The 25265-nt window shown below is 68.9% G+C and carries 25 protein-coding genes; 13 read left to right on the forward strand and 12 right to left on the reverse strand.

Translation table 11 applies throughout. From position 1 onward, the window contains the following. Window positions 1-24: 24 nt before the first annotated feature. Window positions 25-1545 carry a S1C family serine protease gene (locus ROP_RS29980; protein WP_015889773.1) on the forward strand — a complete coding sequence of 507 codons (1521 nt, stop codon included), beginning with the start codon at window positions 25-27 and terminating at the stop codon, window positions 1543-1545. Between the two features lie 69 nt (window positions 1546-1614). Then, window positions 1615-2046, forward strand: coding sequence for a Sec-independent protein translocase protein TatB (gene tatB, locus ROP_RS29985; RefSeq protein WP_015889774.1), 432 nt, complete (start codon window positions 1615-1617; stop codon window positions 2044-2046). A gap of 69 nt (window positions 2047-2115) precedes the next feature. On the opposite strand, the gene ROP_RS29990 is transcribed toward tatB, so the two are convergent. From ROP_RS29990 to ROP_RS30010, 5 genes are all read right to left on the reverse strand, one after another. Next, entirely contained in the window at window positions 2116-3252 is a 1137-nt protein-coding gene (locus ROP_RS29990) for an Mrp/NBP35 family ATP-binding protein (protein WP_015889775.1), read from the reverse strand. 23 nt (window positions 3253-3275) lie between these two features. Continuing rightward, the gene (locus tag ROP_RS29995) at window positions 3276-4154 is read right to left on the reverse strand and encodes a lytic transglycosylase domain-containing protein (RefSeq protein WP_015889776.1); all 879 of its coding nucleotides are present in this window, start codon (window positions 4152-4154) and stop codon (window positions 3276-3278) included. A gap of 292 nt (window positions 4155-4446) precedes the next feature. Continuing rightward, on the reverse strand, window positions 4447-5631 hold the full coding sequence (locus ROP_RS30000; protein ID WP_043826884.1) for a lytic transglycosylase domain-containing protein: 1185 nt from the start codon (window positions 5629-5631) through the stop codon (window positions 4447-4449). A 114-nt stretch (window positions 5632-5745) separates the two neighbouring features. Further along, window positions 5746-6267, reverse strand: coding sequence for a DUF1003 domain-containing protein (locus ROP_RS30005; protein ID WP_015889778.1), 522 nt, complete (start codon window positions 6265-6267; stop codon window positions 5746-5748). Beyond that, entirely contained in the window at window positions 6264-7535 is a 1272-nt protein-coding gene (locus tag ROP_RS30010) for a magnesium transporter MgtE N-terminal domain-containing protein (protein WP_015889779.1), read from the reverse strand. Before ROP_RS30010 ends, ROP_RS30005 begins: the two co-directional genes overlap by 4 nt. Before the next feature lie 72 nt (window positions 7536-7607). Between ROP_RS30010 and ROP_RS30015 the strand changes: the two genes are divergently transcribed. The 6 genes from ROP_RS30015 to ROP_RS30040 all read left to right on the forward strand — a co-directional run bounded on the left by ROP_RS30015 (window position 7608) and on the right by ROP_RS30040 (window position 13699). After that, window positions 7608-8570, forward strand: a complete 963-nt coding sequence (locus tag ROP_RS30015; RefSeq protein ID WP_015889780.1) for an HpcH/HpaI aldolase/citrate lyase family protein — start codon at window positions 7608-7610, stop codon at window positions 8568-8570. A gap of 67 nt (window positions 8571-8637) precedes the next feature. Continuing rightward, on the forward strand, window positions 8638-9129 hold the full coding sequence (locus tag ROP_RS30020; protein ID WP_015889781.1) for a general stress protein: 492 nt from the start codon (window positions 8638-8640) through the stop codon (window positions 9127-9129). Window positions 9130-9378: 249 nt separating this feature from the next. Continuing rightward, window positions 9379-10743 carry an ABC transporter substrate-binding protein gene (locus ROP_RS30025; RefSeq protein ID WP_015889782.1) on the forward strand — a complete coding sequence of 455 codons (1365 nt, stop codon included), beginning with the start codon at window positions 9379-9381 and terminating at the stop codon, window positions 10741-10743. Next, on the forward strand, window positions 10740-11687 hold the full coding sequence (locus tag ROP_RS30030; protein WP_015889783.1) for a carbohydrate ABC transporter permease: 948 nt from the start codon (window positions 10740-10742) through the stop codon (window positions 11685-11687). The genes ROP_RS30025 and ROP_RS30030 overlap by 4 nt, the downstream gene beginning before the upstream one ends. Before the next feature lies 1 nt (window position 11688). Continuing rightward, on the forward strand, window positions 11689-12525 hold the full coding sequence (locus tag ROP_RS30035) for a carbohydrate ABC transporter permease (RefSeq protein ID WP_005239292.1): 837 nt from the start codon (window positions 11689-11691) through the stop codon (window positions 12523-12525). Window positions 12526-12529: 4 nt separating this feature from the next. Beyond that, window positions 12530-13699 carry an ABC transporter ATP-binding protein gene (locus tag ROP_RS30040; RefSeq protein ID WP_015889784.1) on the forward strand — a complete coding sequence of 390 codons (1170 nt, stop codon included), beginning with the start codon at window positions 12530-12532 and terminating at the stop codon, window positions 13697-13699. On the opposite strand, the gene ROP_RS30045 is transcribed toward ROP_RS30040, so the two are convergent. Then, on the reverse strand, window positions 13669-15210 hold the full coding sequence (locus tag ROP_RS30045) for an MFS transporter (protein WP_043825579.1): 1542 nt from the start codon (window positions 15208-15210) through the stop codon (window positions 13669-13671). The two genes, ROP_RS30040 and ROP_RS30045, sit on opposite strands and share 31 nt — an antisense overlap. 74 nt (window positions 15211-15284) lie before the next feature. Between ROP_RS30045 and ROP_RS30050 the strand changes: the two genes are divergently transcribed. Next, a complete protein-coding gene (locus tag ROP_RS30050; protein ID WP_080512535.1) occupies window positions 15285-16391 on the forward strand; it encodes a winged helix DNA-binding domain-containing protein in 1107 nt (368 codons plus the stop codon). Here the strand turns inward: ROP_RS30050 and ROP_RS30055 are convergent. Then, a complete protein-coding gene (locus ROP_RS30055) occupies window positions 16381-17247 on the reverse strand; it encodes a hypothetical protein (RefSeq protein ID WP_015889787.1) in 867 nt (288 codons plus the stop codon). The two genes, ROP_RS30050 and ROP_RS30055, sit on opposite strands and share 11 nt — an antisense overlap. Beyond that, window positions 17237-17932: a metallophosphoesterase family protein gene (locus tag ROP_RS30060; RefSeq protein ID WP_015889788.1), complete on the reverse strand. Its 696-nt coding sequence runs from the start codon at window positions 17930-17932 to the stop codon at window positions 17237-17239. Before ROP_RS30060 ends, ROP_RS30055 begins: the two co-directional genes overlap by 11 nt. Window positions 17933-17997: 65 nt before the next feature. Between ROP_RS30060 and ROP_RS30065 the strand changes: the two genes are divergently transcribed. After that, the gene (locus tag ROP_RS30065) at window positions 17998-18585 is read left to right on the forward strand and encodes a suppressor of fused domain protein (RefSeq protein ID WP_015889789.1); all 588 of its coding nucleotides are present in this window, start codon (window positions 17998-18000) and stop codon (window positions 18583-18585) included. On the opposite strand, the gene corA is transcribed toward ROP_RS30065, so the two are convergent. Next, window positions 18582-19673, reverse strand: coding sequence for a magnesium/cobalt transporter CorA (corA, locus tag ROP_RS30070; RefSeq protein WP_015889790.1), 1092 nt, complete (start codon window positions 19671-19673; stop codon window positions 18582-18584). The two genes, ROP_RS30065 and corA, sit on opposite strands and share 4 nt — an antisense overlap. 147 nt (window positions 19674-19820) lie before the next feature. Here corA and ROP_RS30075 point away from each other — a divergent pair, with 147 nt between their 5' ends. The 3 genes from ROP_RS30075 (at window position 19821) to ROP_RS30085 (ending at window position 22603) form a co-directional block, all read left to right on the forward strand. Beyond that, window positions 19821-20675 (forward strand): PHP domain-containing protein, encoded by an 855-nt coding sequence (locus ROP_RS30075; protein WP_015889791.1) that lies wholly within the window; start codon window positions 19821-19823, stop codon window positions 20673-20675. Beyond that, window positions 20672-21031: a hypothetical protein gene (locus ROP_RS30080; protein WP_015889792.1), complete on the forward strand. Its 360-nt coding sequence runs from the start codon at window positions 20672-20674 to the stop codon at window positions 21029-21031. The genes ROP_RS30075 and ROP_RS30080 overlap by 4 nt, the downstream gene beginning before the upstream one ends. A gap of 378 nt (window positions 21032-21409) precedes the next feature. Then, the gene (locus ROP_RS30085) at window positions 21410-22603 is read left to right on the forward strand and encodes an NAD(P)-dependent malic enzyme (RefSeq protein ID WP_015889793.1); all 1194 of its coding nucleotides are present in this window, start codon (window positions 21410-21412) and stop codon (window positions 22601-22603) included. Window positions 22604-22697: 94 nt separating this feature from the next. Here ROP_RS30085 and ROP_RS30090 read toward each other — a convergent pair whose 3' ends face one another. Genes ROP_RS30090 through ROP_RS30100 form a run of 3 tightly spaced genes read right to left on the reverse strand, consistent with a single transcriptional unit; the run spans window position 22698 to window position 25256 of the window. Next, complete coding sequence (locus ROP_RS30090; RefSeq protein WP_015889794.1) at window positions 22698-23399, reverse strand: ABC transporter permease; 702 nt, start codon at window positions 23397-23399, stop codon at window positions 22698-22700. Then, entirely contained in the window at window positions 23396-24094 is a 699-nt protein-coding gene (locus ROP_RS30095; protein ID WP_015889795.1) for an ABC transporter permease, read from the reverse strand. Before ROP_RS30095 ends, ROP_RS30090 begins: the two co-directional genes overlap by 4 nt. A gap of 4 nt (window positions 24095-24098) precedes the next feature. Further along, complete coding sequence (locus ROP_RS30100) at window positions 24099-25256, reverse strand: ABC transporter ATP-binding protein (RefSeq protein ID WP_015889796.1); 1158 nt, start codon at window positions 25254-25256, stop codon at window positions 24099-24101. Window positions 25257-25265 lie beyond the last annotated feature (9 nt).

The following is a 25265-nucleotide window of genomic DNA, read 5'->3' on the forward strand; positions in this document are numbered from 1 at the left end:
CGCACACGAGGGGGACACGACAGCGTGACGGCGGATTACAAGACTCCGGGTTCCGAGGCGACGGCACCCGACGGTCCCGTGCCGGACGAGTCGGGCACGCTGCGTCCGGCGGACGCCCCACGGCTCGATCCGAGGCCCGTGTACCGGCCGCAGATCGATGCGGCGTCCAGCCGCGCGTTCGGCCGACCGGGTGGCGTCACCGGTTCGTTCGCTCCGTCGGATGCCAGGCGCGAGAGCGAACCCTCCGTGAAGGTCGGTGCACCCGATCCCGTGCTGGCGGAGGCGTTCGGCCGCCCGGACGGTGAGGTCGACACCATCCAGCGCGATCCCCACCGCAAAACCGACGCCCCGGCGGCCGAGGCCGCGCCCGCGGACCCGTGGCGCGACCCGGCAGCGGGCGTCGAACTCGGCTCCCCGGCGTTGCACGCGACGGAACACTCGCGGCCGCCGGCTCCCGCCCTCAGCGCCCGAGAGGTCCTGTTCGGCGGCAAGGTCGCGCCGAAGGCGCTCGTCGCGCTGGGCGGAATCGCGCTCGCGATCGGTCTGGTCGGTGGCCTGCTCGCCGCGGTGATCACCGCCGATCGCAGCTCGCTGACCAGTGACAGCGTCACCCTCGTCCAGGGCGGCGACGAGGACCTCGGCCAGTCGCCCGTCGCGCAGGTCGCGGACGCCGTCCTGCCCTCCGTCGTGTCCATCCAGGTGGCGGTCGGCGACCAGGGCAGTACCGGTTCGGGTGTCGTCATCGACGGCGCCGGTTACATCGTCACCAACAATCACGTCATCTCCGCCGCCGCCACGGCCCCCGACGGCGGCAAGATCCAGGTGATCTTCTCCGACGGAACGAAGGCCGACGCCCAGATCGTCGGTCGCGACATCAAGACCGACCTGGCGGTGCTCAAGGTCTCCGCCGACAACCTGACGGTCGCGGAACTCGGCAGGTCCGGGGACGTGCAGGTCGGTGAGGACGTCGTCGCCGTCGGCTCGCCCCTCGGACTCAGCAAGACCGTCACCCGCGGCATCGTCAGCGCGCTGCACCGCCCGATGCGACTGTCCGGCGAGGGTTCCGACACGAACGCCGTCATCGATGCCGTCCAGACGGACGCCGCCATCAATCACGGCAACTCGGGCGGCGCGCTCGTCGACGACACGGGCCGGGTGATCGGCATCAACACCGCCATGCTCAGCGAATCCGGCGGCTCGGTGGGCCTCGGCTTCGCGATTCCCATCGACGACGTCACGACGGTCGCGCAGACCCTCATCCGGGACGGGCAGATGCACCACCCGGACATCGGGGTCAACGCCCGGACCGTCGTCAACGACAACACCAGCGGCGCCCAGGTGGCCAACGTCCGCTCGGACAGCCCGGCCGCGCGGGCGGGCATCGTCGAGAACGACGTCATCGTCAAGGTCGGCGACCGCACGGTCACCAGCGCCGACGAGTTGGTCGTCGCCGTCAACCTGCAGAAGATCGGTGAGCCCGTCCGGGTTCAGCTGATCCGCGAGGGCCGGCTCGTCGATGTCGACGTGACCCCGGCCTCCGATTGACTCGAGAGTGTGCTGTGAGATCGCTCCGCCACCTGGGCATGCACCCGCACCGCACAGTAGGCTGACCACGTGTTCGGCAACATTGGTTGGGGCGAGTTCATGGTCCTCCTCGTCGCGGCTCTGGTCATCTTGGGACCCGAGCGGCTTCCGGGTGCGGTCAGCTGGGTCACGAAGTCACTGAGACAGGTCCGTGAGTATGCGAGCGGTGCCAGCCAGCAACTCAAGGACGAACTCGGCCCGGAGTTCGAGGATCTCCGCAAACCTCTGGCGGACCTCAATCAGCTCCGCGGAATGACCCCGCGTGCCGTCATCACCAAACACCTTCTCGACGGTGACGATTCGATTCTCACCGGCAACTTCGACAAGCCGGGTTCGGTGTCGTTCGACAAGTCGAACCCGGGAACGAAGGCTGTCAGCGCCGATCCGTCGACGCCCACCGCCCCGCAGAACAAGCCGCTCGCGGCCGGCGAGCGCCCTCCGATCGACCTCGACGCGACATAGGCCCTCCGGGCTCGTGCGCCTTTCTGGTTGTTCCAGCAACCGGAAAGGCGCACGAGCGCGAAGCGCCTACTACAGGTGCCGGGTGGTGTCGATCCCCAGCGACATTCCGGCGAGCCCGCGCTTGCGCACGGCCAGCTTGTCCGCGATGTCGCGGAGCGCCGTCGCGGCCGGGGAGTCCGGCTGGCCGAGGACGATGGGAAGGCCGCCGTCGCCGCCCTCCCGGACCGCCTGCTCGAGCGGGATCTGTCCCAGCAGAGGCACCTTCGCGCCCACGGCCTTGGTGAGCCGGTCCGCGACGGCCTGGCCGCCGCCGGAGCCGAAGATGTCCATCCGGCTGCCGTCGGGCATGTCCATCCAGGACATGTTCTCGACGACGCCGACGATGCGCTGACGGGTCTGCAGTGCGATGGCACCGGCACGCTCGGCCACCTCGGCCGCGGCCTGCTGCGGGGTGGTGACGACGAGGATCTCCGCGCCGGGGATCAGTTGCGCGACGGAGATGGCGACGTCGCCGGTTCCGGGCGGCAGATCGAGCAGCAGAACGTCGAGATCGCCCCAGAAGACGTCGGCGAGGAATTGCTGCAGCGCGCGGTGCAGCATCGGTCCACGCCACACGACCGGGGTGTTGCCCTGGGTGAACTGGGCGATGGAGATCATCTTCACGTCGTGCGCGACGGGCGGCATGATCATGCGTTCGACCTGCGTGGGCTTGGCATCGGTGCCGAGCATGCGGGGAACGGAATGTCCGTAGATGTCGGCGTCGAGCACACCCACCGACAGTCCGCGGGCGGCCAGTGCGGCGGCCAGGTTGACCGTGACACTGGACTTGCCGACGCCGCCCTTGCCGGACGCGACCGCGTAGACGCGGGTGAGCGAACCGGGCTGCGCGAACGGGATGACGGGCTCGGCGGAGTCTCCGCGCAGCGACTTGCGGAGTTCGGTGCGCTGCTCGTCGCTCATCACGTCGAGTTCGACGCGGATCGCGCCGACGCCGGGGACGTCCGCCACGGCCTTGGTGACGCGGTCGCTGATCTCGGTCCGCATCGGGCAGCCCGCGGTGGTCAGGTAGATCGCGATGTCGACGCTGTCGTCGGCCGCGATGTCGATGCTCTTGACCATCCCGAGTTCGGTGATCGGTTTCCGGATCTCGGGATCCTGGACGCGCGCCAGGGCGCTACGTACAGCGGACTCGCTCAGGACTGGCATGACTCAATGGTAAGGATGCGCGCTCAGTGGATGCGCGGCAGGTCCGCGGCCGCCGGGATGATTCCGCTGGAGTAGCCGGCGGACCATGCGAGCACGTTGGCCACGTAGGCGGCGGAGTTGTTGTACCGGTGCACGGCCTTGGCCGCCTGGATCGGGTCCTTGACGTTCAATCCGCCGTCGCACAGGTACTTTCCGGTGGTCAGTGCGGAGTCGAAGACGTTCTGCGGGTCGGCGACGCCGTCGCCGTTGCCGTCGCCGGCGTAGCGGTTCCAGGTTTCGGGCAGGAACTGGGTGGGGCCGACGGCGCGGTCGTAGTTGGAGTCGCCGTCCAGCTTGCCGCCGTCGGTGTCGCGGATGACGGCGTTGCCGCCGAGGCTGCCGTCGAGGACCGGGCCGAGCACGGGCTTGAGCATGTTGCCCTTGTCGTCGGTCTTGCCGTCGTAGGCGTGGGTGGACTCGACGCGGCCGATCCCGGCGATCAGCGTCCAGTACATGCCGCAGCCCGGCTGCTCGACGGCGAGTATGCGTTCGGCGTTCTGGTAGGCCGCGACGTTGACGGCGGGGATGCCGAGTGCGCCCTGCGCGATGCTCGCCGGGAGGGGCGGCGTGGCCTGGACGGGTGCGAGTGCCGGCGGAGCGGGTGCCGCCTCGACCGCGGGCACGGATTCGGCGGCGGTCTCCGCGACGGGGGTGACGGCTTCTGCGGCCTCGGGTGCGGTGTCGGTCGCCTCCTGGGCGACGTCGGCGACCTCCGACGAGGAACTCGTGGACAGGAACGGGACCTTGGGTGCGGCGCCGGCCGTGTTGGCTGCGGTGATCAGTCCGATGGGGACGAGTCCGGTAAGCGCGATGACCGAATTGCGGCGGATATGGGAGTCCGTCTTCTTGTTGTGCCGACCCACTCGATGCCTCCTGCGACCCCGGTCTCGGGGTGTTCCGTTCAACTGACCGGATCGAGGCTACCTGATTCGATATGTTTCCGTTATCCAACCGTGATCAAACAAGCTTGCGTCGAGGGGTTCCGTTACTCGGAGCGCACGTGAGCGAGGGTAACCAACACGGCAAGGTCACGCCAGGACCCCGTGTGGCCGGGATGTCGTAGCGCGGGACCGGTCGCCCGACGGTGGCAAGCGACCCGCACACGTCACCGCGCGCCCTGCGAAATGGCAGAGCGCGCGGCAGACGCGGGGATGCCTACCGGGGAACGGCGACAGCCGGAGCGGTGGCCGGGGGCGCGATCGGAGCGGGGGCGCCCGGGTCGGGCACGGCGGCGGCCGGAGCCGACGGGTCGGCGGGCGGGCAGAAGAGCAGACAGGGCAATTGCGGCAGCGGCGGGAGTCCGGGAATCGGCGCGGCCGGAGCGGGCGTCGTGGGAGCGGTGGCACCGTCCGTCGACGGCTGCGGGGTGGGCGCGAGATCCCGCGGGAGGTCCGATTCGGCCGCGGCGGCGTCGGCGATTCGTCCGGGCGACGGCGAGGCCGACTCCGACAGCTGGCTCGGCGTCGGAGTTCCCCCGTTCCGGTACGCGTTCGACCAGGTGATGACGTTGGCGGCGTAGGCAGCCGAGTTGTTGTAGCGCAGCACCGCGCGGGTTTCCTGCAGCGGATCGCGGAGGTCGAGACCGCCCGAGCAGAGGTACCGGGCGGCCGCCAGCGTCGCGTCGAACACGTTGTTGGGATCGGCCACGCCGTCGGCGTTGCCGTCCGATGCGTACTTGGCCCACGTGGACGGAATGAACTGCATCGGTCCGACGGCGCGGTCGTGCCCGGGGTCGCCGTCCGTGGCGCCGCGGTCGGTGTCGCGGATGATCTCGTTGCCCGCGAGCCTGCCGTCGAGAACCGGACCCAGGATCGGGGTGATCGTGGTGCCCACCGAGTCGGTCCGGCCGCCGCCGGCGTGTCCCGATTCGATGCGGCCGATACCTGCCAGCAGATGCCACGGCAGACCGCATTTGGGGGACTCCGCCATCATCTCGAGTTCCGCGGACCGGTACGCGTTGAGCACGATCTCCGGGATGCCCAGAGCGCTCAATATCACCGGTGCGGCGATGAGCCCGGTGCCGGACGGGGACGCCGAGGAGACGGGAGATGTGGGATTTGTCACGGCGGGCACCGGGGCGGGCGGGGGCGGCGCGGCCCGCTGCGATCGGGCGACCCGCGGTGTGGGCGCCACGATTCCCGCGGGCGGGAGGTATGCGGCCGGGGGAGCGGCCCCCGGGGTGATCGCGGACGCCGCGAGGACCGTCGATGCACCGGTGGACGAGTAGGCGGTGGTGCTCACGGTTGCGCCGCTGATCGCGGAACCGCCGGTCGAGGACCCGAGGGTGGCAACTGCACCCACGGTCAGGGCAGTCACCGTCAACAGTCCACGTATCCGCACCCGATCACCCCCTGCGGTGCTCTTCGCCTGTGCACACCGCATACATCCGAGAAGATGTGACTGACGTTACATATCCGTGATTGGCCCTGCCGGAGTTTGGGGGGATTCGCCGGCTCATTTCCGGCGGGTGCGCGTGTCTTCCTCGTCGGCCAGCAGTGTCCTGATCTCGTCGAGTTCGCGCCGCAGGTAGTCGCGGGTGGCCACCTCGCCGATTGCGATGCGCAGCGCAGCCAGTTCCCGGGCGAGGAACTCGGTGTCCGCCTTCGTCTGCTCGGCGCGGGAGCGGTCCTCCTCGAGGGAGACGCGGTCGCGGTTCTCCTGGCGGTTCTGCGCCAGCAGGATCAGCGGCGCGGCGTACGCGGCCTGGGTGGAGAACGCCAGGTTGAGAAGGATGAACGGGTACGGATCCCACTGCAGGCGGACGGCGAACACGTTGATGACGATCCAGACGATCACGATCACCGTCTGGATCATCAGGTAACGGCCCGTTCCGAGGAACCGGGCGAAGTTCTCGCTGGCCCGGCCGACGGCCTCCACGTCGTACGACACCCGGAAGCGGCGGGTGCCGCGCGGGGTGTCGAGTCGCTGCCGGTCCGACAGGCTCCGGGCGGCCGCGCTGGGGGACTTCTCGCTCATACGTCGATCTCCTCTTCACGCCAGTCCTCGGGGAGGAGATGGTCCAGGACGTCGTCGACGGTGACCGCGCCGATCAGGTGTTCCTCGTCGTCGACCACGGGCCCGCACACCAGGTTGTAGGTCGCGAAGTACCGCGTCACCGCCGTCAGGGAGTCCTCGGGCGCCAGCCGCGGCATGTCGGTGTCGAGCAGTCCGCCGACCAGGCTCGCGGGCGGTTCGCGCAGCAGTTTCTGCAGGTGCACGCATCCCAGGTAGCGGCCGGTCGGTGTCGCGGTCGGCGGGCGGACGACGAACACCATGCTCGCGAGGGCGGGAGTGACGTCCGAGATCCGGGCCCGGGCCAGGGCCTCGGCGACCGTCGTCGACGCGGTGAGGACCACCGGCTCGGGGGTCATCAGGCCGCCCGCGGTGTCGGGCGAGTGCTCGAGGAGGCGGCGGACGGGCTCGGAGTCCTGCGGGTCCATCAGCTGCAGCAGCGATTCGGCCTCGGTCTCGGGAAGCTCACCGAGGAGGTCGGCGGCGTCGTCGGGGTCCATGGCCTCGAGGACGTCGGCGGCCCGCTCCACCTCGAGGTGCATGAGCAGATCCGTCTGGTCGTCGGCGGGCAGTTCCTGGACGACGTCGGCGAGGCGCTCGTCGTCGAGTGCGAGGGCCAGTTCGTGACGGCGTTTCTCCGGCAGGAGGCGCATCGCGTTCGCGACGTCCGCGGCGCGCATCCCCTCGAACTGCGTGAGGAGGGCCGAGACGCCCTGGCCGGGCATCGCCAGGTCGGTCTGCGTGAGGCCCTGGACGTGCTGCCACCCGACGACGTGCATGGCGGCGCGCCGGCCGAGCCTGCCGCGGTGCCCGCGCACCGCGACCTTCGACACCACCCAGTCCCGGGTGCGGGTCTGCTCGATGCCCAGGTCGACGACGATGATGTCGGCGTCCCGCAGTTCCTCGAGTTCCGGGTCGTCCACGCGCACGTGGGAATCCGCGACCTGGGCCAGGGCCAGCACTTCGCCGGGCCGTTGCTGGAATCGGCGGAGACTGACGTTGCCCGTCGTGAGGGTCACGGAGCTGGGTTCGATGGCGGTGACGCGGAGCATCGGGACGAAGATGCGTTTGCGCGTGAACAATTCGATGACCAGTCCGAGCACGCGCGGCTGCTGCCTGCCGACCCGGGCGGTGATCACGACGTCCCGTACGCGGCCGATCGACTCCCCGTCGGGGCCGAGCACCACCAGGCCGGCCAGCCTGGCTGCAAAAACCTTGTTCGCAGCTGCCATGATTGCCAGGCTAGATCGTTGTACAGAAATACAGGGAATCGAACACCTGCGAAAAGTGGAGGATCGTCCGTCATGAGTTCCGTCTACAGGCCACGGCGATCTGTTCTCGCCGTTCCGGGCAGCAGCCGCAAGATGATCGACAAGGCGAAGGGGCTGCCCGCCGACGAGATCTTCCTCGATCTCGAGGACGCGGTGGCGCCGCTCGCCAAGCAGGAAGCGCGCGGCACCATCGGCGACGCGCTCGCCGAGGACGGGTGGGGCGAGCAGATCAAGGTGGTCCGCGTCAACGACTGGACCACCGAGTGGACGTACGCCGACGTCGTCGAGGTCGTGGGGCGGGCGGGTGCCCACCTCGACGCGATCCTGCTGCCGAAAGTGCCGGACCCCAGCCATGTTCAGGCCCTGGACCTGCTGCTGACCCAGGTGGAGAAGGCGAACGGGCTCGAGGTCGGCCGGATCGGCATCGAACCGCAGATCGAGAACGCGATCGGGCTCACCAACATCAACGCGATCGCGACGGCCAGCCCGCGCGTGCAGACCCTGGTGTTCGGTCCCGCCGACTTCATGGCGAGCATCAACATGCGCACGCTCGTCGTCGGGGAGCAGCCGGACGGCTACGACCGCGGCGACGCCTACCACCACATCCTCATGACCATCCTGATGGCGGCCCGCGCGCACGGGGTGCAGGCCATCGACGGTCCCTACCTCCAGATCCGCGACGTGGAGGCGTTCCGGCGGTCGGCGCAGCGCACGGCTGCGCTCGGCTTCGACGGCAAGTGGGTGCTGCATCCCACCCAGATCGAGGCGGCGAACGACGTGTTCAGCCCCCGCCAGGACGATTACGACCGGGCCGAACTGATCCTGGACGCCTACGAGTTCCACACCTCCGCGGCGGGCGGCGGTCGTGGTGCCGTGATGCTCGGCGACGAGATGATCGACGAGGCGAGCCGCAAGATGGCGCTCGTGATCTCCGCCAAGGGGCGCGCCGCGGGTATGAAACGGACCACCGAGTTCGTGCGACCCGACGCGAAATAGTCGCGGCAGGCAGAATGGTTCTCACAGGACAGATCCTGCGGTAACCACACGAGGAGACCAGCTGACGATGACGAATCCACTCGGACAGTCCAATGGGGCGCGGCGTGGGGCTCTGCCGGAACCCCCCACGGGCTGGCCCATCGGTTCGTATCCCACCTACGCGGAGGCGCAGCGCGCCGTCGACTATCTCTCCGATCAGGAATTCTCGGTGGAGGACGTCACCATCGTGGGGGTCAACCTCATGCAGGTGGAGCGGGTCCTCGGTCGCCTCACCTGGGCGAAAGTGATTGGCGGGGGCATTGTTTCGGGCGCGTGGCTCGGCGTGTTCTTCGGTCTGCTCCTGGGCATCGTCACGGGCGGCTTCCTGGCGCCGCTCGTCGTCGGCATCGTCGGCGGCATCATCTTCGGGCTGATCTCCACGACGATCCCGTACGCGGCGACGCGGGGCACCCGGGACTTCGCGTCGACCATGCAGCTGGTCGCCGGGCGGTACGACGTGCTGTGCGAGCCGAAGTCGGCGGAGACGGCGCGGGACATGCTGGCCAAGCTGGCGCTCTGATCGGCGCGAACACCTCGAGCGGCGGGTTGCGGTCGGGTCACGGATTGCGTCCTATTCGAGACGTTCGCCGCGATTTCACCCAGTTCGACGGTGATGTCGGATAGGTTTACGGCGCAATGCGTGGGCCCCGGCCCTCGCCGAAACCGTGACCTGTCGGTGGAGCGCGTGTTCCGGCAGGAACCAATGTGCGGGCCCGCGTGCCCAGCCGTACCGCGACTGGATCCGTGAGGGCCGCTCGAGGAGGCGGCTGTGCTGCGTCGCACCAAGCCCGGACGCTCGCTGAAGTGGGGACTGATCGGTGCGGCCGCCGTCCTCACCGTTCCCCTGCTGGCCGCGTGCGGGTCGTCCGAAAACGGCATCGTCCTCAGCTTCTACACCGCCGCCGACGGTGCCGAACAGTACGCGGAGGCCGCGGCCAACTGCACGGCCGCGGCCGGCGGCCGGTACACCATCGAGCAGCGCACGCTACCGAAGGGCGCGGACGATCAGCGCCTCCAGCTGGCCCGCCGGCTCACCGGCAACGACACGTCACTCGACATCATGACGCTCGACGTGGTGTGGACCGCCGAGTTCGCCGAGGCGGGCTGGGCGCTGCCGCTCCCGCCCAGCATCGCGGCCGAGGTCACCGAGGGCACGCTCGAAGGCCCCCTCGAATCGGCCAAGTGGCAGGACCAGCTGTACGCCGCACCGTTGAACACCAACACCCAGTTGCTCTGGTACCGCAAGGACCTCATGCCGGGCGGACAGCCGCCGCAGACGTGGGATCAGATGATCGACATCGCGGAGGGGCTCGCCGCGGAGGGCCGGCCCAGCTGGATCGGGGTGCAGGGCAAGCAGTACGAGGGCCTGATGGTGTGGTTCAACACCCTGCTCGCGAGCGCGGGCGGTTCCGTCGTCGCCGACGACGGGACCACCGTGACGGTCGCGGACGGCGACGCCGCCCTGCAGGCGCTCGAGGTCATGAAGCGCGTCGCCACCGCGAAGGGCGCGGACCCGTCCGTTTCCCAGGGCGACGAGGCGTCGTCCCGGCTGGGGATGGAGAGCGGAAAGGCTGCGTTCGAAGTCAATTGGCCGTTCGTGCTGCCGGGCATGATCGAGAACGCAGAGAAGGGCGACCTCCCGTTCATCGACGACAAGGGCAACCCGACGTCGGTGGACACGGGCAACACGGTGCTCACCGTCGACGGGCAGCAGAACTTCCTCCCGGCCCCGTACCCGTCGGTGATCCCTGGCCGGCCGGCCGAGGTGACGATCGGCGGCTTCAACATCGCGGTCGCGAAGACCAGTCGGCATCCGGATCTGGCGTTCGAGGCGGTGCAGTGCCTGCGGAACGAGGAGAACCAGCGCAACAACGCCGTCAACGGCGGTGTCCCGCCGACGTTGGCGAGCCTGTACGACGATCCGGCCTTCCAGGAGGCGTACCCCGCGTGGCGTGAGGTGCGGGAGAGTCTCGACACCGCGTCCGTTCGCCCGGTGTCACCGGCGTACCAGAGCATTTCGACCCTGATCACCGCCACGTTGAATCCGGTCGGAGACATCGACCCGCCGCGGACCGTCGACGAACTCGCCGAACAGGTCCGCAAGGCGGTCAACTCGGAAGGGCTGATCCCGTGACGACCGAAACCGTGCAGGCAGACCGGGCCGAGGAGCCGGAAGTCGCGTCCAAGGGCCGGCTCTCGGAGGGGAAGCGGGCCGAACGCCGGCTGGGGCTGTGGTTGGTGGCCCCCGCCGCGATCCTGATGATCGCGGTGACGGCCTATCCCGTCGTGTACGCGGTGTGGTTGAGTCTGCAGCGCTACGACCTCCGTTTTCCCGACGAACGCAAGTTCGTCGGCCTCGCCAACTACGTGTCGGTGCTGACGGACGGGTACTGGTGGCAGGCGTTCTGGGTGACGGTGAGCATCACCGTCGTGTCGGTGGTGATCGAGTTCGTCCTGGGCTTGATCCTGGCACTCGTGATGCACCGGACACTGGTGGGGAAGGGTCTTGTCCGGACGGTGGTGCTGATTCCGTACGGCATCGTCACCGTCGCCGCCGCGTACAGCTGGTACTACGCGTGGACGCCGGGAACCGGGTATCTCGCGAACCTGCTCCCCGACGGCAGCGCCCCGCTGACGCAGCAGATCCCGTCGCTCGCGATCATCGTGCTCGCCGAGGTGTGGAAGACGACGCCGTTCATGGCGCTGCTGCTGCTCGCCGGGCTGGCCCTCGTTCCCGACGACCTCCTCAAGGCCGCGCAGGTCGACGGCGCCGGGGCGTGGACGCGGCTGGTGCGGATCATCCTGCCGCTGATGAAACCCGCGATCCTCGTGGCACTGCTGTTCCGCACGCTCGACGCGTTCCGGATCTTCGACAACATCTACGTTCTCACCAAGGGTGCCAACGACACCGGGTCACTGTCGATCCTCGGTTACGACAACCTGTTCAAGGCGTTCAACCTCGGTATCGGCTCGGCGATCAGCGTCCTCATCTTCCTGTGCGTCGCGCTCCTCGCATTCGTGTTCATCAAGCTCTTCGGCGCGTCGGCTCCCGGGTCCGACACGGAAGGAAACCGATAACATGGCCGTCGTCGACACCCCTCGCCGCAAGATCAGCTGGTCCGTGGTCAACCTGCTGGTCCTGCTGTACGCGCTGGTTCCGGTGCTCTGGATCGCCAGCCTGTCGTTCAAACCCGCGGGAACGATCAAGGACGGCAAGTTCATTCCGCAGAAGTGGACCCTCGACAACTACCGCGGCATCTTCCAGACCAACGCGTTCACCAGCGCGCTGATCAACTCCATCGGCATCGGTCTCATCTCCACCGTGATCGCCGTCGTCATCGGCACCATGGCCGCCTACGCCATTGCCCGCCTCGACTTCCCGGGCAAGAAACTGCTGGTCGGGGTGGCGCTGTTGATCGCGATGTTCCCCCAGATCTCCCTGGTGAGCCCGCTGTTCGACATCGAGCGCAGGCTCGGATTGTTCGACACCTGGGCGGGCCTGATCCTGCCGTACATCACGTTCGCGCTCCCGCTGGCCATCTACACGCTGTCGGCCTTCTTCAAGGAGATCCCGTGGGAGCTGGAGAAGGCGGCCAAGATGGACGGCGCCACCCCGGCGCAGGCGTTCCGGAAGGTGGTGGCGCCGCTGGCGGCGCCGGGCATCGTCACCGCCGCGATCCTGGTCTTCATCTTCTGCTGGAACGATCTGCTGTTCGCGATCTCGCTGACCTCGACGGAACGTTCCATCACCGCGCCGGCCGCGATCGCGAACTTCACCGGCGCCTCCCAGTTCGAGGAGCCGACGGGCTCGATCGCCGCGGCCGCGATGGTGATCACGATCCCGATCATCATCTTCGTGCTGTTCTTCCAACGACGCATCGTGGCCGGCCTGACCTCCGGCGCAGTGAAGGGATGATCTTGTGGCCGAAATCGTGCTCGACAAGGTGACGAAGTTGTATCCGGACGGCGCCAAGGCGGTGAGCGACGTCGACATCACGATCGCCGACGGCGAATTCATCATCCTCGTCGGACCGTCCGGTTGCGGAAAGTCGACCACTCTCAACATGATCGCCGGGCTGGAGGACATCTCGTCCGGTGAGCTGCGGATCGCGGGGGAGCGGGTCAACGAGAAGGCGCCGAAGGACCGCGACATCGCGATGGTGTTCCAGTCGTACGCGCTGTACCCGCACATGACGGTGCGGCAGAACATCGCGTTCCCGCTCACCCTGGCGAAGATGTCGAAGTCGGACATCGCGGCCAAGGTGGACGACGCGGCCAAGATCCTCGACCTCACCCAGCACCTCGACCGCAAACCCGCCAACCTGTCCGGCGGTCAGCGGCAGCGGGTCGCGATGGGCCGGGCGATCGTCCGCAGCCCCAAGGCGTTCCTGATGGACGAGCCGCTGTCGAATCTCGACGCCAAGCTCCGCGTCCAGATGCGCACCGAGATCGCCCGGCTGCAACAGCGACTCGGCACCACCACGGTCTACGTCACGCACGATCAGACCGAGGCGATGACGCTCGGCGACCGGGTGGTGGTGCTGCGTGGTGGAGTGGTCCAGCAGATCGGGGCGCCGCAGGAGTTGTACGACCACCCGAACAACCTGTTCGTCGCGGGATTCATCGGGTCACCGTCGATGAACTTCTTCCCGGGACAGCTGACCGCAGACGGGGTGTCGACGCCGCTGGGCGAATTCAGGCTGCCCGCCGAGACACGCGACCGGATCGGGTCGTCGAATACGGCGAAGGACGTGGTGGTCGGTATCCGTCCCGAGCATTTCGAGGACGTGGCGCTCGTCGACGCGGCGCAGCGGGAGGCCGGTGCCACGTTCACGGCCAACATCGAGGTGCTCGAATCGATGGGCTCGGACAAGTACGCCTATTTCACGGCCGAGGGGCCGCAGGTGAACTCCCGGGAACTCGAGGAACTCGCCGCCGACTCGGGTACCGCGGTCGCCGGCGGCGGACAGCTGGTGGCCCGGCTGTCGGCCGAATCGTCCGCGACGCACGGCAGTCCGGTCGAGCTGTGGTTCGACCGGGCGAAGATCGCCCTGTTCGATCAGAACTCGGGGGCGAACCTCACCCGCTGACCGCCGGTGGTGCGCTCACCCGAACGCCGGGTGTTCGCTCCGCCGAGACCGCCGACCGTGCCCCACTCGGCGGCGAGGGCGGTCGCGTGGACCTCGTCCTCCTCGTCGTCGGACGGGGTGCGGGTGGTGCGGGTGATCCCGAAGAACGGCAGCAGCCCGGCGAGGGCGGCCGCGCCCGCGCCGACGGCGAACGCGATCACGTACGCCGATTCGGTCGGGACGTCCGTTCCGTCGATGGTGATGCCGGCGAGCAGAGTCGCGAGCAGTGCACTGGCGAACGAACTGCCCACGGACCGGGCGATGGAGTTGATGCTGTTCGCCACGCCGGTCTCGTCCTGCCGGACCTCGGCCACGAGCAGCGACGGCAGCGACGCGTAGGCGAGGCTGATGTACGTGTTGATCAGCACGATCGCCGCGATGACTTCCCACGTGTGGTCGTGGGCGAGGATGAACACGAAGAAACCGCCGACCCCGACGACGCTCGCGGCGATCAGGACGGCGCGGGAACCGAAGCGATGGATGATTCTTCCGCTCAGGATCGACGCGAGGACGCCGCTGATCGCGCCCGGCAGCAGGTACACGGTGCTGGCCTCGAGGACGGTGGCCCCGAAGCCGTACCCGGCGACCGCGCGCGGCGTCTGGACGAAATACGAGCTGCCCAGGAACATCACGAACATCGACATTCCGACCACCAGGGCGGACAGATGGGTGACCAGGACGGGTGGGTCGGTCAGCAGCCGTGGCGCGACGAGTGGGTCGGTGACCCTGCGTTCGTAGAGGAACCAGCCGATCAGGACCAGGATCCCGGCGACTCCGCTGCCGATCGTGATTGGAGACGTCCAGCCCCAGGTGCCGCCCTCGGCGAGCGGGAGCAGAACGAGGACCAGGCCGGCGGCGAGAGCGACAGCGCCGACCCAGTCGATGGAACCCGTTCCGGCGCGTGGGCGGCGGGGGATGGCGATCCAGGCGAGGACGAGTCCGGCCGCGGTGATGGCCGAGGAGAGCCAGAAGACACGGTGGAAGTCGGCGCCGTCGGAGACCAGCACTCCGGTGAGGACGATGCCGAAACAGCCGCCGAACCCGAGGGTGCCGGAGAAGATTCCCATCGCGCCGGTCAGCTTCTCGGCCGGAAGTTCGTCCCGCAGCACCGCGATGCCGATGGGGAACAGTGCGAACGACACACCCTGGAGCACACGGGCGAAGATCAGCACCCCCACGGACGTCGACACCGCACCGATCAGCGACCCCAGCAGCACGACCACGAGCACCCCGAGCAGGACCGGCCGTTTGCCACGGAGGTCGGCGAGGCGGCCGAGGACCGGTGTCGCGGTCGCCGCCGCGAGGAGGTTCGCGGTGAGGAGCCAGCCGACAGCGGTGGGGCCGACGTCGAGTTGCGCGCCGATGGTCCCGACGATCGGCACCACCAGTGTCTGCAGAACGGCGACATTCATCACGACGAAGCACATGACGGGCAGAAGAGCCCTGGCGGCGGTTGTCGATCCGGCGGCCATGGGGTCCTCCTGCGGGGTCGGTGAACGGGCGTAAACCAACACGGTACTGGGGCTAACTAACGAAGGGTTGCAGGGTGGGGTCTGAACGCATGTCGAATCGAGCGCTGGGCCGGGCGACGCTGGCCAGGCAATCGCTGCTGAGCCGTTCGGACCTGTCCGCGTTCGACATGATCGAGCGCCTCTGCGGACTGCAGGCCCAGGCGCCGGCACCGCCGTACTTCGCGCTGTGGGCGCGGCTGACACGGTTCCGCGCCGAATCGCTGTCGGAGCTCATCGAGAACCGCGCGGTGGTGCGGATCGTCGCGATGCGCGGGACGGTCTTCGCGTTGTCCGCCTCGGACGCCCTCTCGTTCCGTCCGCTGGCGCAACCGCTGCTCGACCGGGACCTCCACACCAACACGCAGTACCGGTCGAGTCTCGACGGAATCGACTTGGGCGCCCTCGCGGCCGCGGGACGCGAACTGGTGCGCGACCAACCCCGCACCCAGTCGCAGATGCGGCCGCTCCTCGAGCAGCGGTTCCCCGGGCGCGACGGTGCCGCGCTCGCCCACGGGGTGCGGGGACTGGTCCCGATGGTCCAGGTGCCGCCGCGTGGGCTGTGGGGCAGGTCGGGGCAGCCGGCGCTGGCGACCCTGGAGTCGTGGGTGGGCCGTCCACTGTCCGAGGCGCCGTCCATCGACTCGATGCTGCTCCGCTACCTCGCCGCGTTCGGCCCCGCGAGCGCCCGCGACGCCCAGGCCTGGTCGGGGCTGACCCGGCTCGGTGAGGTCCTGGACCGGCTGCGGCCCGGCCTCCGGGTGTTCGCGGGGGAGTCGGGGCCGGAACTGTTCGACCTTCCCGACGCACCCCGGCCGGACCCGGGCACCCCGGCCCCCGTCCGCATCCTCGCGCCGTTCGACAACGTGCTGCTCTCGCACGCGGACCGCGGGCGCCTCCTCGACGACGACGTGCGGAAGAATATCTTCACGCAGAACGGCATAGTCAAACCGGCCGTGCTCGTGAACGGCAGGGTCGCGGCGTTCACCACGACGGTGGTCGAGAAGTCCCGTGCGGTACTCGACGTGGAGCCGCTGGCGACCATCGCGAAGACGCAGCGCACGGCGATCGAGGCTGAGGGCAGGCGACTGCTGAGGTTCGCGCACCCCGAGTTGCCCGAACACACCGTGCGGTTCATGAGCTAGCCGGTTTGTGCCTTCGCGGTGCGAGGTGACTGAGCTCGGCGATGATCTCGTCGTTCCAGACGTGTTGGCGCACAAGGCGGTACCGCTCCCGCGCCACCCACAGATAGGCCTCGGCGTCGGTGTGATCGGGCAGCATCCCGGCCGCCCGCAGCATCCGGACCACCGGCAGGTACTCCTCACCGAACCAGCGCCGGGCGACGGTCTCACGACTGAGGAATTCGCCCACCTCCTGCATGAGCCGGAATCCCCAGGCCTCGACGCTCTGGCTGATCTCGGCGTACTCCCACGGATCGGTGACGACCACGGCCGCCCGCTGCGGCCCGCTCAGCGGCACCCGCGTGAGGAACAGGCGGCGGTGGTCCTTGATCACCAGGTCGCCGCGCTGTGCGATCCCGTCCGGGGAGATCTTGGTCTGGATCTCGGTGACGTAGGCGTCGATCGTGCTCCAGTGCATCGCGTACGCGATGGAGACGCGGTGGTGGCCGTCGCTGACGAAGTGCATCGACCCGATCCGGTACACCTGGATCGGTGGCACCGACTCGCCCCGGCGCTGCGCGGCGGCCAGCCGCTGCCAGCGCTCGCGCACCCGGGTGGACGTGGGCCGGAAGAACCGGTCGAAATCGCGCGTGCGGTCGACGCTGCCGACGATGGAATTGACGGGGATCACCTGCAGTCCGAGCGACCGTTCCCCGACCCGGCCGACGGCCGCGACCACCTCGTCGAACGGCAGGATCTCGTTGACGTCGTCCGGTTCCCGGCGCAGCCAGCTGACCAGGCGCGACAACTCGGCGCGGCGACGCTGACGGGTGAAGTCGTTCTCCGCGTCGGCGGCGGGAAACCCGGTGTCACGTGCCATGCCGGCGCCTGACGATGCTCGGTTCGGCGCCCGGCGACAACTCCATCAGGGTGAAACCCACCGTGTTGATGACCGTCGTCGCGCCGAGCGTGCGATCCTCGGCCGCCCGGCCGTACGGGTGCACATGCCCGTGGATCATGACGCGGGCCTGCAACCTGCCCGCCAGATTCTCGAAGCATTCGAAACCTCGGTGCGGCGGATCCTCCTGGTCGCCGACTCCCCGCGGCGGGCTGTGCGTGAGCAGCACGTCGACGCCGGACACCCCGGAGCGGCGCGCGTGCCACGCGCTCGTCAGCGCGAGGTTGCGCGCCCGCCGCCGCTGCTGCCGTTCGGTCCACTGATTGGGGCCGTCGTTGTAGCGGATGGATCCGCCGAGGCCGGCGATGCGCAGGCCCGCGATCCGCACGATCCGGCCGTCTGCGTTGACCGCACCGCACGGACCCGGCCACGCCGAGGGCAGTCCCGCCCGCATCCACCCGACCCGTCCCGCGGAATAGCCGGACAGGTCGGCGTCGTGGTTGCCCGGCACGAAGACGCACGGCGCGTCGAGGGCGTCGATCAGGTATTCCAGATAATCGAACGGGAGGTCGCCCGCACCGAGGATCAGGTCGACGTCCATGGCGCGCACCTGCGAACTCCACAGCGACTCGATCGTCTCGTCGGACACTGCGAGTACCGAGACCATGCTCCGACGCTACCGGCTCGAGAGGCCGGAGGACGGGTGAGCGGCTTCGGTGGTTTGATGGCGGGGTGACTGACAGCGTTGTGGCCTCCGTTCGCGCGCACCTGCTGGGGCAGATCGGGGGACCGGAACCGACTGCGGCCTCGGTGACGTTCCTGGGGGTCGAGCCGCTGGACGTGCTGCGGTTCGTGCCCGACGACGAGGATCTGGTCCGCTACGTGACCCTGGGGTGCTCCCGGCACCCGATGGGCGACCCCGGCGAACTGGTGGCCGACCCCCTCCGCGGGCCCCGTGCCGAACTGATCCTCACCCTGCGCGGCGGCGCCGGGGTGGCGTCGGGAGTCGCGCGCACCCTGGCGGTGCTGGCGGCGGCGCCGTCGGTGGAAGGTGTGGTTCTCGTGGAGGACGCGCTGCTCGACCTGGGCGAGCCGCTGTGGAAGGACGCACCGTTCACCGCCGTGCTGCTCGGTGAATCGACCATCCCCGACCTCCCGCTGCCCGAACCCGCGGAGGCCGTGCGGTTCCTCGCGGTCGTGCCGCTCACCGGCACCGAGGCGGCGTGGGTCAGGTTGCGCGGCGCCGGCGCGCTCCGCGAGGCCTGGGCGGAGGCGGGCATCGACGTCCGCGATCCGCACCGCGGCGCCGCCACTCTCTAGAGCCAGTTGTTCCGGCGGAACGTGACGAACAGGCCCACCGCCACCGACGCGATCACGAAGACCACGCCGTGATAGCCGTACTGCCAGTGGAGTTCGGGCATGTTGTCGAAGTTCATGCCGTAGATGCCCGCGATCATCGTCGGCACGGCCGCGATGGCCACCCACGCCGAGATCTTGCGCATGTCGGTGTTCTGCTGCACGGCGACCTTCGCGAGCGCGGCGTCGACGAGTGAGCTGAGCACCTCGTCGTATTCGGCGATCCGCTCGGCGACGGTGGTGTGGTGGTCGAGGACGTCGCGGAAGTAGCGGCGGATCTCCTTCGGCACCGGATTGCCCGGCGACCGCGTCAGCCGGAGCAACGGATTGGACAGCGGGTTCACCGACTTGCGGAGTTCGACGATCTCACGCTTGAGCAGATAGATGTGTTCGACCGCGACGCTGCTGCGCGGACTGAACACCGCCTCCTCCATGCTGTCGACGTCTTCCTCGATGGCCTGGGTGACCTCGAGATAGGTGTCCACCACGTGGTCCGCGACCGCGTGCAGCACCGCGTACGGGCCGAGGGCGAGTCGCTCCCGGTTCGCCTCCAGCCCGTGCCGGACGTTCGACAGCGGGGAATGGTCACCGTGTCGCACGGTGATGACGAAGTCGGCGCCCACGAAGACCATGATCTCGCCGGTCTCCACGATCTCGCTGGCCGTGGCCACCGACTCGTGCGGCACGTAGTTGACCGTCCGCAGCACCAGGAACAGCACGTCGTCGTAGCGCTCGAGCTTCGGCCGCTGGTGGGCGTGGACGGCGTCCTCGACCATCAGTTCGTGCAGCCCGAACGTCTCGGACACGCTCTCCATCTGCCCCTCGTCGGGGGCGAGCAGCCCGACCCACACGAACCCCTGACCCCGCTTGCGGACCTCGGCCATCGCCGCCTGGTGCGTGTACTTGCCGGGGAGCCTCGTGCCGTCGACGTACACGCCGCAGTCCACGATGGCCCGCGCGGTCGGGATGCGGATCCTGGAACCCGGGTCCTTCTCGCCGTCGCGCTGATCCTTGTCGCTGCCGCGCCGGGGGAGCGAGGGCACAGACGGCACGGGGCCCTCCCTTCACCGTCGAGTCGGAAACGCTGCCGGTGAATCGTACGTCAGCGCCGGGTCCGGACCGGGCGGCGTCGCACGACACGCCAGGCCTCCGGGCCGCACGCTCGGACCCCGTGCGGCGACACCTGACAGACTGGTCTGGTGCTCATCGATCTCCACACCCATTCGACGGCGTCCGACGGAACCGACAGCCCTGCCGACCTGGTGCGCGCCGCGGGGGCGGCGGGACTCGACATCGTGGCGATCACCGATCACGACACGACCGCGGGGTGGGCGGAGGCGGTTGCGGCGCTGCCGAAGGGGCTCGCATTGGTGCGGGGCATGGAGATGTCCTGTGAAGGGCGAGGCGAGGACGGACGCCCGGTCGCCGTGCACCTCCTCGCCTACCTGTTCGATCCCGCGCACGCGGCGTTCGCACGGGAACGGGAGCGCCTCCGGAACGAGCGGATCGTCCGTATCCGCGCCATGGCGGAGCTGATGATGGAGGACGGCCTCCCCATCGACGCCGACGAGGTGCTCGCCGAGGCGGGACCGGCGGCCGGGCGCCCGCATCTGGCGAGGGCGCTCATGCGTGCAGGGGTGGTCGGCAGCGTCGGTGAAGCCTTCGTGGACCTCCTGGCCCCGCGCGGCCGGTACTTCGTCGACAAATCGGACACCCCGCTCGACGAGGCCGTGCAGCTGGTGGCGGAGGCCGGCGGGGTGAGCGTCCTCGCTCACGGCCGGGCCCGCACGAGGGGACGGCTGCTGTCGCTCGATCACGTCCGTGACCTGGCGGGATCCGGTCTGCACGGGGTCGAGGTGCATCACCCCGACCACTCGCCGGAAGACGCGAGGGTGCTGCAGGCCCTCGCCGACGAGCTCGGCCTGGTCGTCACCGGCTCCTCCGACTATCACGGGACGAACAAGGCCATCCGGCTCGGCGAGTTCACGACGGACGCCGACGAGTTCGACACACTCGTATCGAAAGCATCCGGGGTGCAGGTGGTTTCGGTATGAACACGCACGAGTCCGAGCGGTACGACCCGTACGCTCCCGTCGTCCCGAGGACGGTGGCGCCCACCGGACCGCGACGCAGCCCGCTCCCGGTCCGCGCGCTGCGCGCCCTCAGCGGAGCCGTCGCCGCCGGCGTGGTGATCCTCTGCCTCGTCGTGATCGGCTCCGCCTACGTCGGCGGCGGCCGGGGCTTCCCGGGCCCCGGGGCGATCTCGATCACCGCCCACGTGGTTGCGTCCGTGTTCGTGATCGTGGCGCAGCGGATCGCGGACCGACGCGAGGGACTCGCCGCAGTGCTCGCGTCCGTGGCCGTCCTCGCGGCGGCGGCGCTTCTGCTGGCCACCCAGTGGTGGGGTTGAGGACCGCTCGGCCCGATACGTGAAACCGGCTCTCACAGTGACCCGCGAGTAACTTGTTCTCACAGGTAGAGGCCCGAAAACGTGAGACATCTGACTGTCGTCGCAATTTGATTGTGCATCGAACTTCGTGCCAGACTTAGCATCACTCCGACGTCGGCGCCACCGCCCTTCGGCGGGGGTTTTATGGCAGCGTTGCCAGGGGCTCACCCGCCCAGTGCCATGACGCTTCGGACGTTCTGCGGCCATCGTGATCGCGCACCCCGGAAGCTTCACCCCAGTTGTCGTTCGTGGAGTAGCTGTGAGGATCAGCGCCGATCCGCACGGTTACTTCTCAGTAACCCGGCCCCGAGTGAGCCTGGACTTATCAGGAGTGTCATCGTGTCCATCGTGTCCGAACCCACCACACCGCAGAAGGTCGAGCTGACCGACGAGGAAATCTTCGCCGGCCACATCGGGGGGAAGCTCTCGGTAGAGACCACCGCCGCCCTCGATTCGCAGCGCGCCCTGTCCATCGCTTACACGCCCGGTGTCGCGCAGGTCTCCCGCGCGATCCACGCCGACGAGACCCTCGCCGACCGCTACACCTGGACCAGCCGCCTCGTGGTCGTCGTCTCCGACGGCTCCGCGGTCCTCGGCCTCGGCGACATCGGCCCCCGCGCCTCCCTTCCGGTGATGGAGGGCAAGTCCGCGCTGTTCAAGAACTTCGCGGGCCTGAACTCGATCCCCCTGGTCCTCGACACCAAGGACCCCGACGAGATCGTCGAGACCCTGATCCGGCTGCGCCCGAGCTTCGGCGCCGTCAATTTGGAGGACATCTCCGCCCCCCGCTGCTTCGAGATCGAACAGCGCGTCATCGAAGCGTTGGACTGCCCGGTCATGCACGACGACCAGCACGGCACCGCCATCGTCGTCCTCGCCGCATTGAAGGGTGCGGTCAAGGTCCAGGACCGCGACCTGTCCACCCTGCGGGTGGTCATCTCCGGTGCCGGCGCCGCCGGCGTGGCCTGCGCGAACATCCTGCTCGCCGCCGGCATCGCGGACGTGACCGTCCTGGACTCGAAGGGCATCGTCTCCGCCGACCGCCAGGACCTGAACGCGGTCAAGGTCGACCTGGCCGCCCGCACCAACCCCGCCGGCCGCCGCGGCGGCATCGTCGAAGCATTGGACGGTGCGGACGTGTTCCTCGGGGTGTCCGCCGGCACCGTCCCGGAGGAGCTCATCGCGACGATGGCAGAGAACTCGGTGGTGTTCGCGTTGTCGAACCCGGACCCGGAGATCCACCCGGACGTCGCCCGCAAGCACGCGGCGATCGTCGCCACCGGACGCAGCGATTTCCCGAACCAGATCAACAATGTGCTCGCCTTCCCCGGTGTGTTCAAGGGCGCCCTGGACGCCGGTGCCCGCCGGATCACCGAAGGCATGAAACTTGCCGCCGCCGAGGCAATCCTCTCGGTCGTCGGTGACGAGCTGGCTGTAGACAAGATCGTTCCCAGCCCGCTCGATCCTCGCGTCGCCCCCGCTGTCGCGGAGGCAGTCGCCGCCGCTGCTCGTGCAGAAGGCGTCACCGGCTAGCGAGAATCCGTCGAACACCCCGGACCGGAGCCCGCACCAAGGTTCCGCGGACGGGGTGTTCGCCGTTCACGGAGTGTTCGAAAAGTGTTCGCCCTCAGGCTCGGCCGGTGATCTGCTCGACGCTCGGCTTCCGCCGCAGCCGGCCCGTCCCCGGAACCGACGCCCACACCGCCAGCGCGAGCAACCCGTCCACGACGAGAGCCAGAATCGTCACCAGCAGCGCGCCGACGAGCACCCGGTCGTATTGGCGCAGGGCCAGTCCGTCGAAGATGTAGCGGCCCAGGCCACCGAGGTTGACGTACGCGGCGACCGTTGCGGTCGCGATGATCTGCAGGGTGGCGTTACGCAGCCCGCCGAGCATGAGCGGCAGCGCATTCGGGGTCTCGACCCGCGTGAGGACCTGCCATTCGGTCATCCCCATCGCGCGGGCGGCGTCCACGACCGTCCGGTCGACGTTTGCGACACCCGCGTAGGTGCCCGCGAGGACCGGCGGGATCCCGAGAATCACCAGCGCCAGGATCGGGGGGATCAGACCCAGCCCGAGCAGGAGCACCAGGAATGTCAGCAAGCCCAGCGTCGGCAGCGATCGCAGCGCGTTGACGAGACCGACCACGACCACGTCACCCTTGCGCAGATGTCCGATGATCAGACCGATCGGCACCGCCACCACCGCAGACAGTGCGACCGCCAGAAAGCTGTACCAGAGGTGTTCGAGGATGCGCGCGCCGATCCCGGTGCTGCCCGACCAGTTACCCGGGTCGGCGATGTACTCCCAGGCGCCGCCGAAAATGTTCACGAATCCTCCTCCGGCGACGGGGCCGTCGACTGTCCTGCGACCAGCGGTGCGCGCCGGACCTTCTGTTGCCGGGTCCACGGTGTCAGTGCCCGTCCGACGAGGAACAGGAGAAGGTCGAACGCGAGGGCCAGTACGACGATCGAGATGATCCCCGCCAGGATCTGGTCGGGGTAGTCGCGCTGGTAGCCCTGGGTGAACAGGGTGCCGAGGCCCCCGATCCCGATCAGCGACCCCACCGACACCAGCGAGATGTTGGTCACCGCCACCACTCGGACGTTCGCGACGAGAACGGGCAGTGCGAGCGGCAATTCGACGGTCAGGGCCCGGCGAAGGCGCGTGAACCCCATCGCCGTGGCGGAGTCGACGACGTCCGCGGGAACGGAGTCGAGAGCCTCGGGAACCGCGCGGACGAGCAGGGCGGTGGAGTAGATCGTCAGCGCGATCACCACATTGAGCGGGTCCAGGATCTGCAATCCGACGACGGAGGGGATCGTCACGAACAGTGCCAGCGACGGGATCGTGAACGCGATGCCCGCCACGATCAGTGTGAGCTTGCGCAGCCAGGAGGCACCCCGGATCGCCGTCCCCACCGGGACCGCGATGAGCAACCCGATCAGCAGCGGAACCAGCGCGAGATAGAGATGGGTCTTCGTCAGGTCGACGACGACCGAGAAGTTGTCGATGAGCCAGCGCACGCGATCACGAACCGTCCGGTGTCGCCGGCTGGGCAGTGAAGTAGTGCTCACCCCTCGCGCGATCTTCGGCCGCCCGCTGCTCGGCCAGCTTGGCGATCACTTCGGAGCCGAGGATGCCGCCCGAGACCGCGCCGTCCGCGTCGACGGCCACCCCGATGCCTGACGGAGAGGAGATCGCCGCGTCCAGTGCCTGCCGCAGGTCGGCGCCGGGGGTGAAGAGTGATCCGCCCGCCGCGGTGCATTCGGAGACGGGCCGACCGGCCCGAGCCCCCTCGACGCCGGTGACGTCGATCCATCCGCGGGGCCGGCCCGAATCGGTGACCACCAGCACCCATTCGCCCTGTTCGAGGCGCAGCCCGGGCAACTCCTGCACGGTCGCGGTCCGGATCGGGTGCAGCGGAACCTCGTCTGCGGTCCGGAACGACAGCCCCCGGTACCCGCGGTCGCGACCCACGAACGAGGCCACGAAATCGGTGGCCGGAGCGGACAGCACCGTGTCGGGTGCGTCGTACTGCTGCAACCGGCCGCCCGGCCCGAACACCGCCACCCGGTCACCGAGTTTGACGGCCTCGTCGATGTCGTGGGTGACGAAGACGATCGTCTTGCGCATCTCGGCCTGCAGCCGTTGCATCTCGGCCTGCAGATCCTCGCGGACAACGGGATCGACGGCACTGAACGGTTCGTCCATCAGCAGGATCGGCGGATCGGCGGCCAGCGCGCGGGCGACTCCCACGCGCTGTTGCTGCCCGCCGGAGAGCTGACCGGGATAGCGGGCGGCCAGCGCCGGGTCGAGCCCGACACGTTCGAGCACCGCCAGCGCGGCCTTGCGGGCGTTGCGCCGTGAGTCGCCGCGCAGCACCGGCACGGTCGCGACGTTGTCGACCACCGTGCGGTGCGGCAACAGTCCCGCGCTCTGGATGACGTAGCCGATGCCGAGGCGGAGCTTCACCGCGTCGGTCCTGGCGATGTCGCGGCCGTCGACCGTGATCGTTCCCTCGGTCGGGGTGATCATCCGGTTGATCATCCTCATCGACGTGGTCTTACCGCAGCCGGACGGCCCCACGAAGACCGTGAACGATTCGGCTTCGATCTGCAGGTCGAGGCCGTCCACCGCCGTCGTGCCGTCCGGGTACTGCTTGGTGATTCCCGAGAATGTGATCACGGCAGGCTC

This window comes from Rhodococcus opacus B4 (assembly GCF_000010805.1).
Classification (GTDB): Bacteria; Actinomycetota; Actinomycetes; order Mycobacteriales; family Mycobacteriaceae; genus Rhodococcus_F; species Rhodococcus_F opacus_C.

Excerpts from the sequence above, each read along its gene's own strand:
- ROP_RS30035 (WP_005239292.1), top strand. The coding sequence starts at position 11,689 with ATGGCCGTCGTCGACACCCCTCGCCGCAAGATCAGCTGGTCCGTGGTC.
- ROP_RS30055 (WP_015889787.1), bottom strand. The coding sequence starts at position 17,247 with ATGGCACGTGACACCGGGTTTCCCGCCGCCGACGCGGAGAACGACTTC.
- ROP_RS30080 (WP_015889792.1), top strand. The coding sequence starts at position 20,672 with ATGAACACGCACGAGTCCGAGCGGTACGACCCGTACGCTCCCGTCGTC.
- ROP_RS30005 (WP_015889778.1), bottom strand. The coding sequence starts at position 6,267 with ATGAGCGAGAAGTCCCCCAGCGCGGCCGCCCGGAGCCTGTCGGACCGG.
- ROP_RS30045 (WP_043825579.1), bottom strand. The coding sequence starts at position 15,210 with ATGGCCGCCGGATCGACAACCGCCGCCAGGGCTCTTCTGCCCGTCATG.
- ROP_RS29990 (WP_015889775.1), bottom strand. The coding sequence starts at position 3,252 with ATGCCAGTCCTGAGCGAGTCCGCTGTACGTAGCGCCCTGGCGCGCGTC.
- ROP_RS30060 (WP_015889788.1), bottom strand. The coding sequence starts at position 17,932 with ATGGTCTCGGTACTCGCAGTGTCCGACGAGACGATCGAGTCGCTGTGG.
- ROP_RS30010 (WP_015889779.1), bottom strand. The coding sequence starts at position 7,535 with ATGGCAGCTGCGAACAAGGTTTTTGCAGCCAGGCTGGCCGGCCTGGTG.
- ROP_RS30015 (WP_015889780.1), top strand. The coding sequence starts at position 7,608 with ATGAGTTCCGTCTACAGGCCACGGCGATCTGTTCTCGCCGTTCCGGGC.
- ROP_RS30020 (WP_015889781.1), top strand. The coding sequence starts at position 8,638 with ATGACGAATCCACTCGGACAGTCCAATGGGGCGCGGCGTGGGGCTCTG.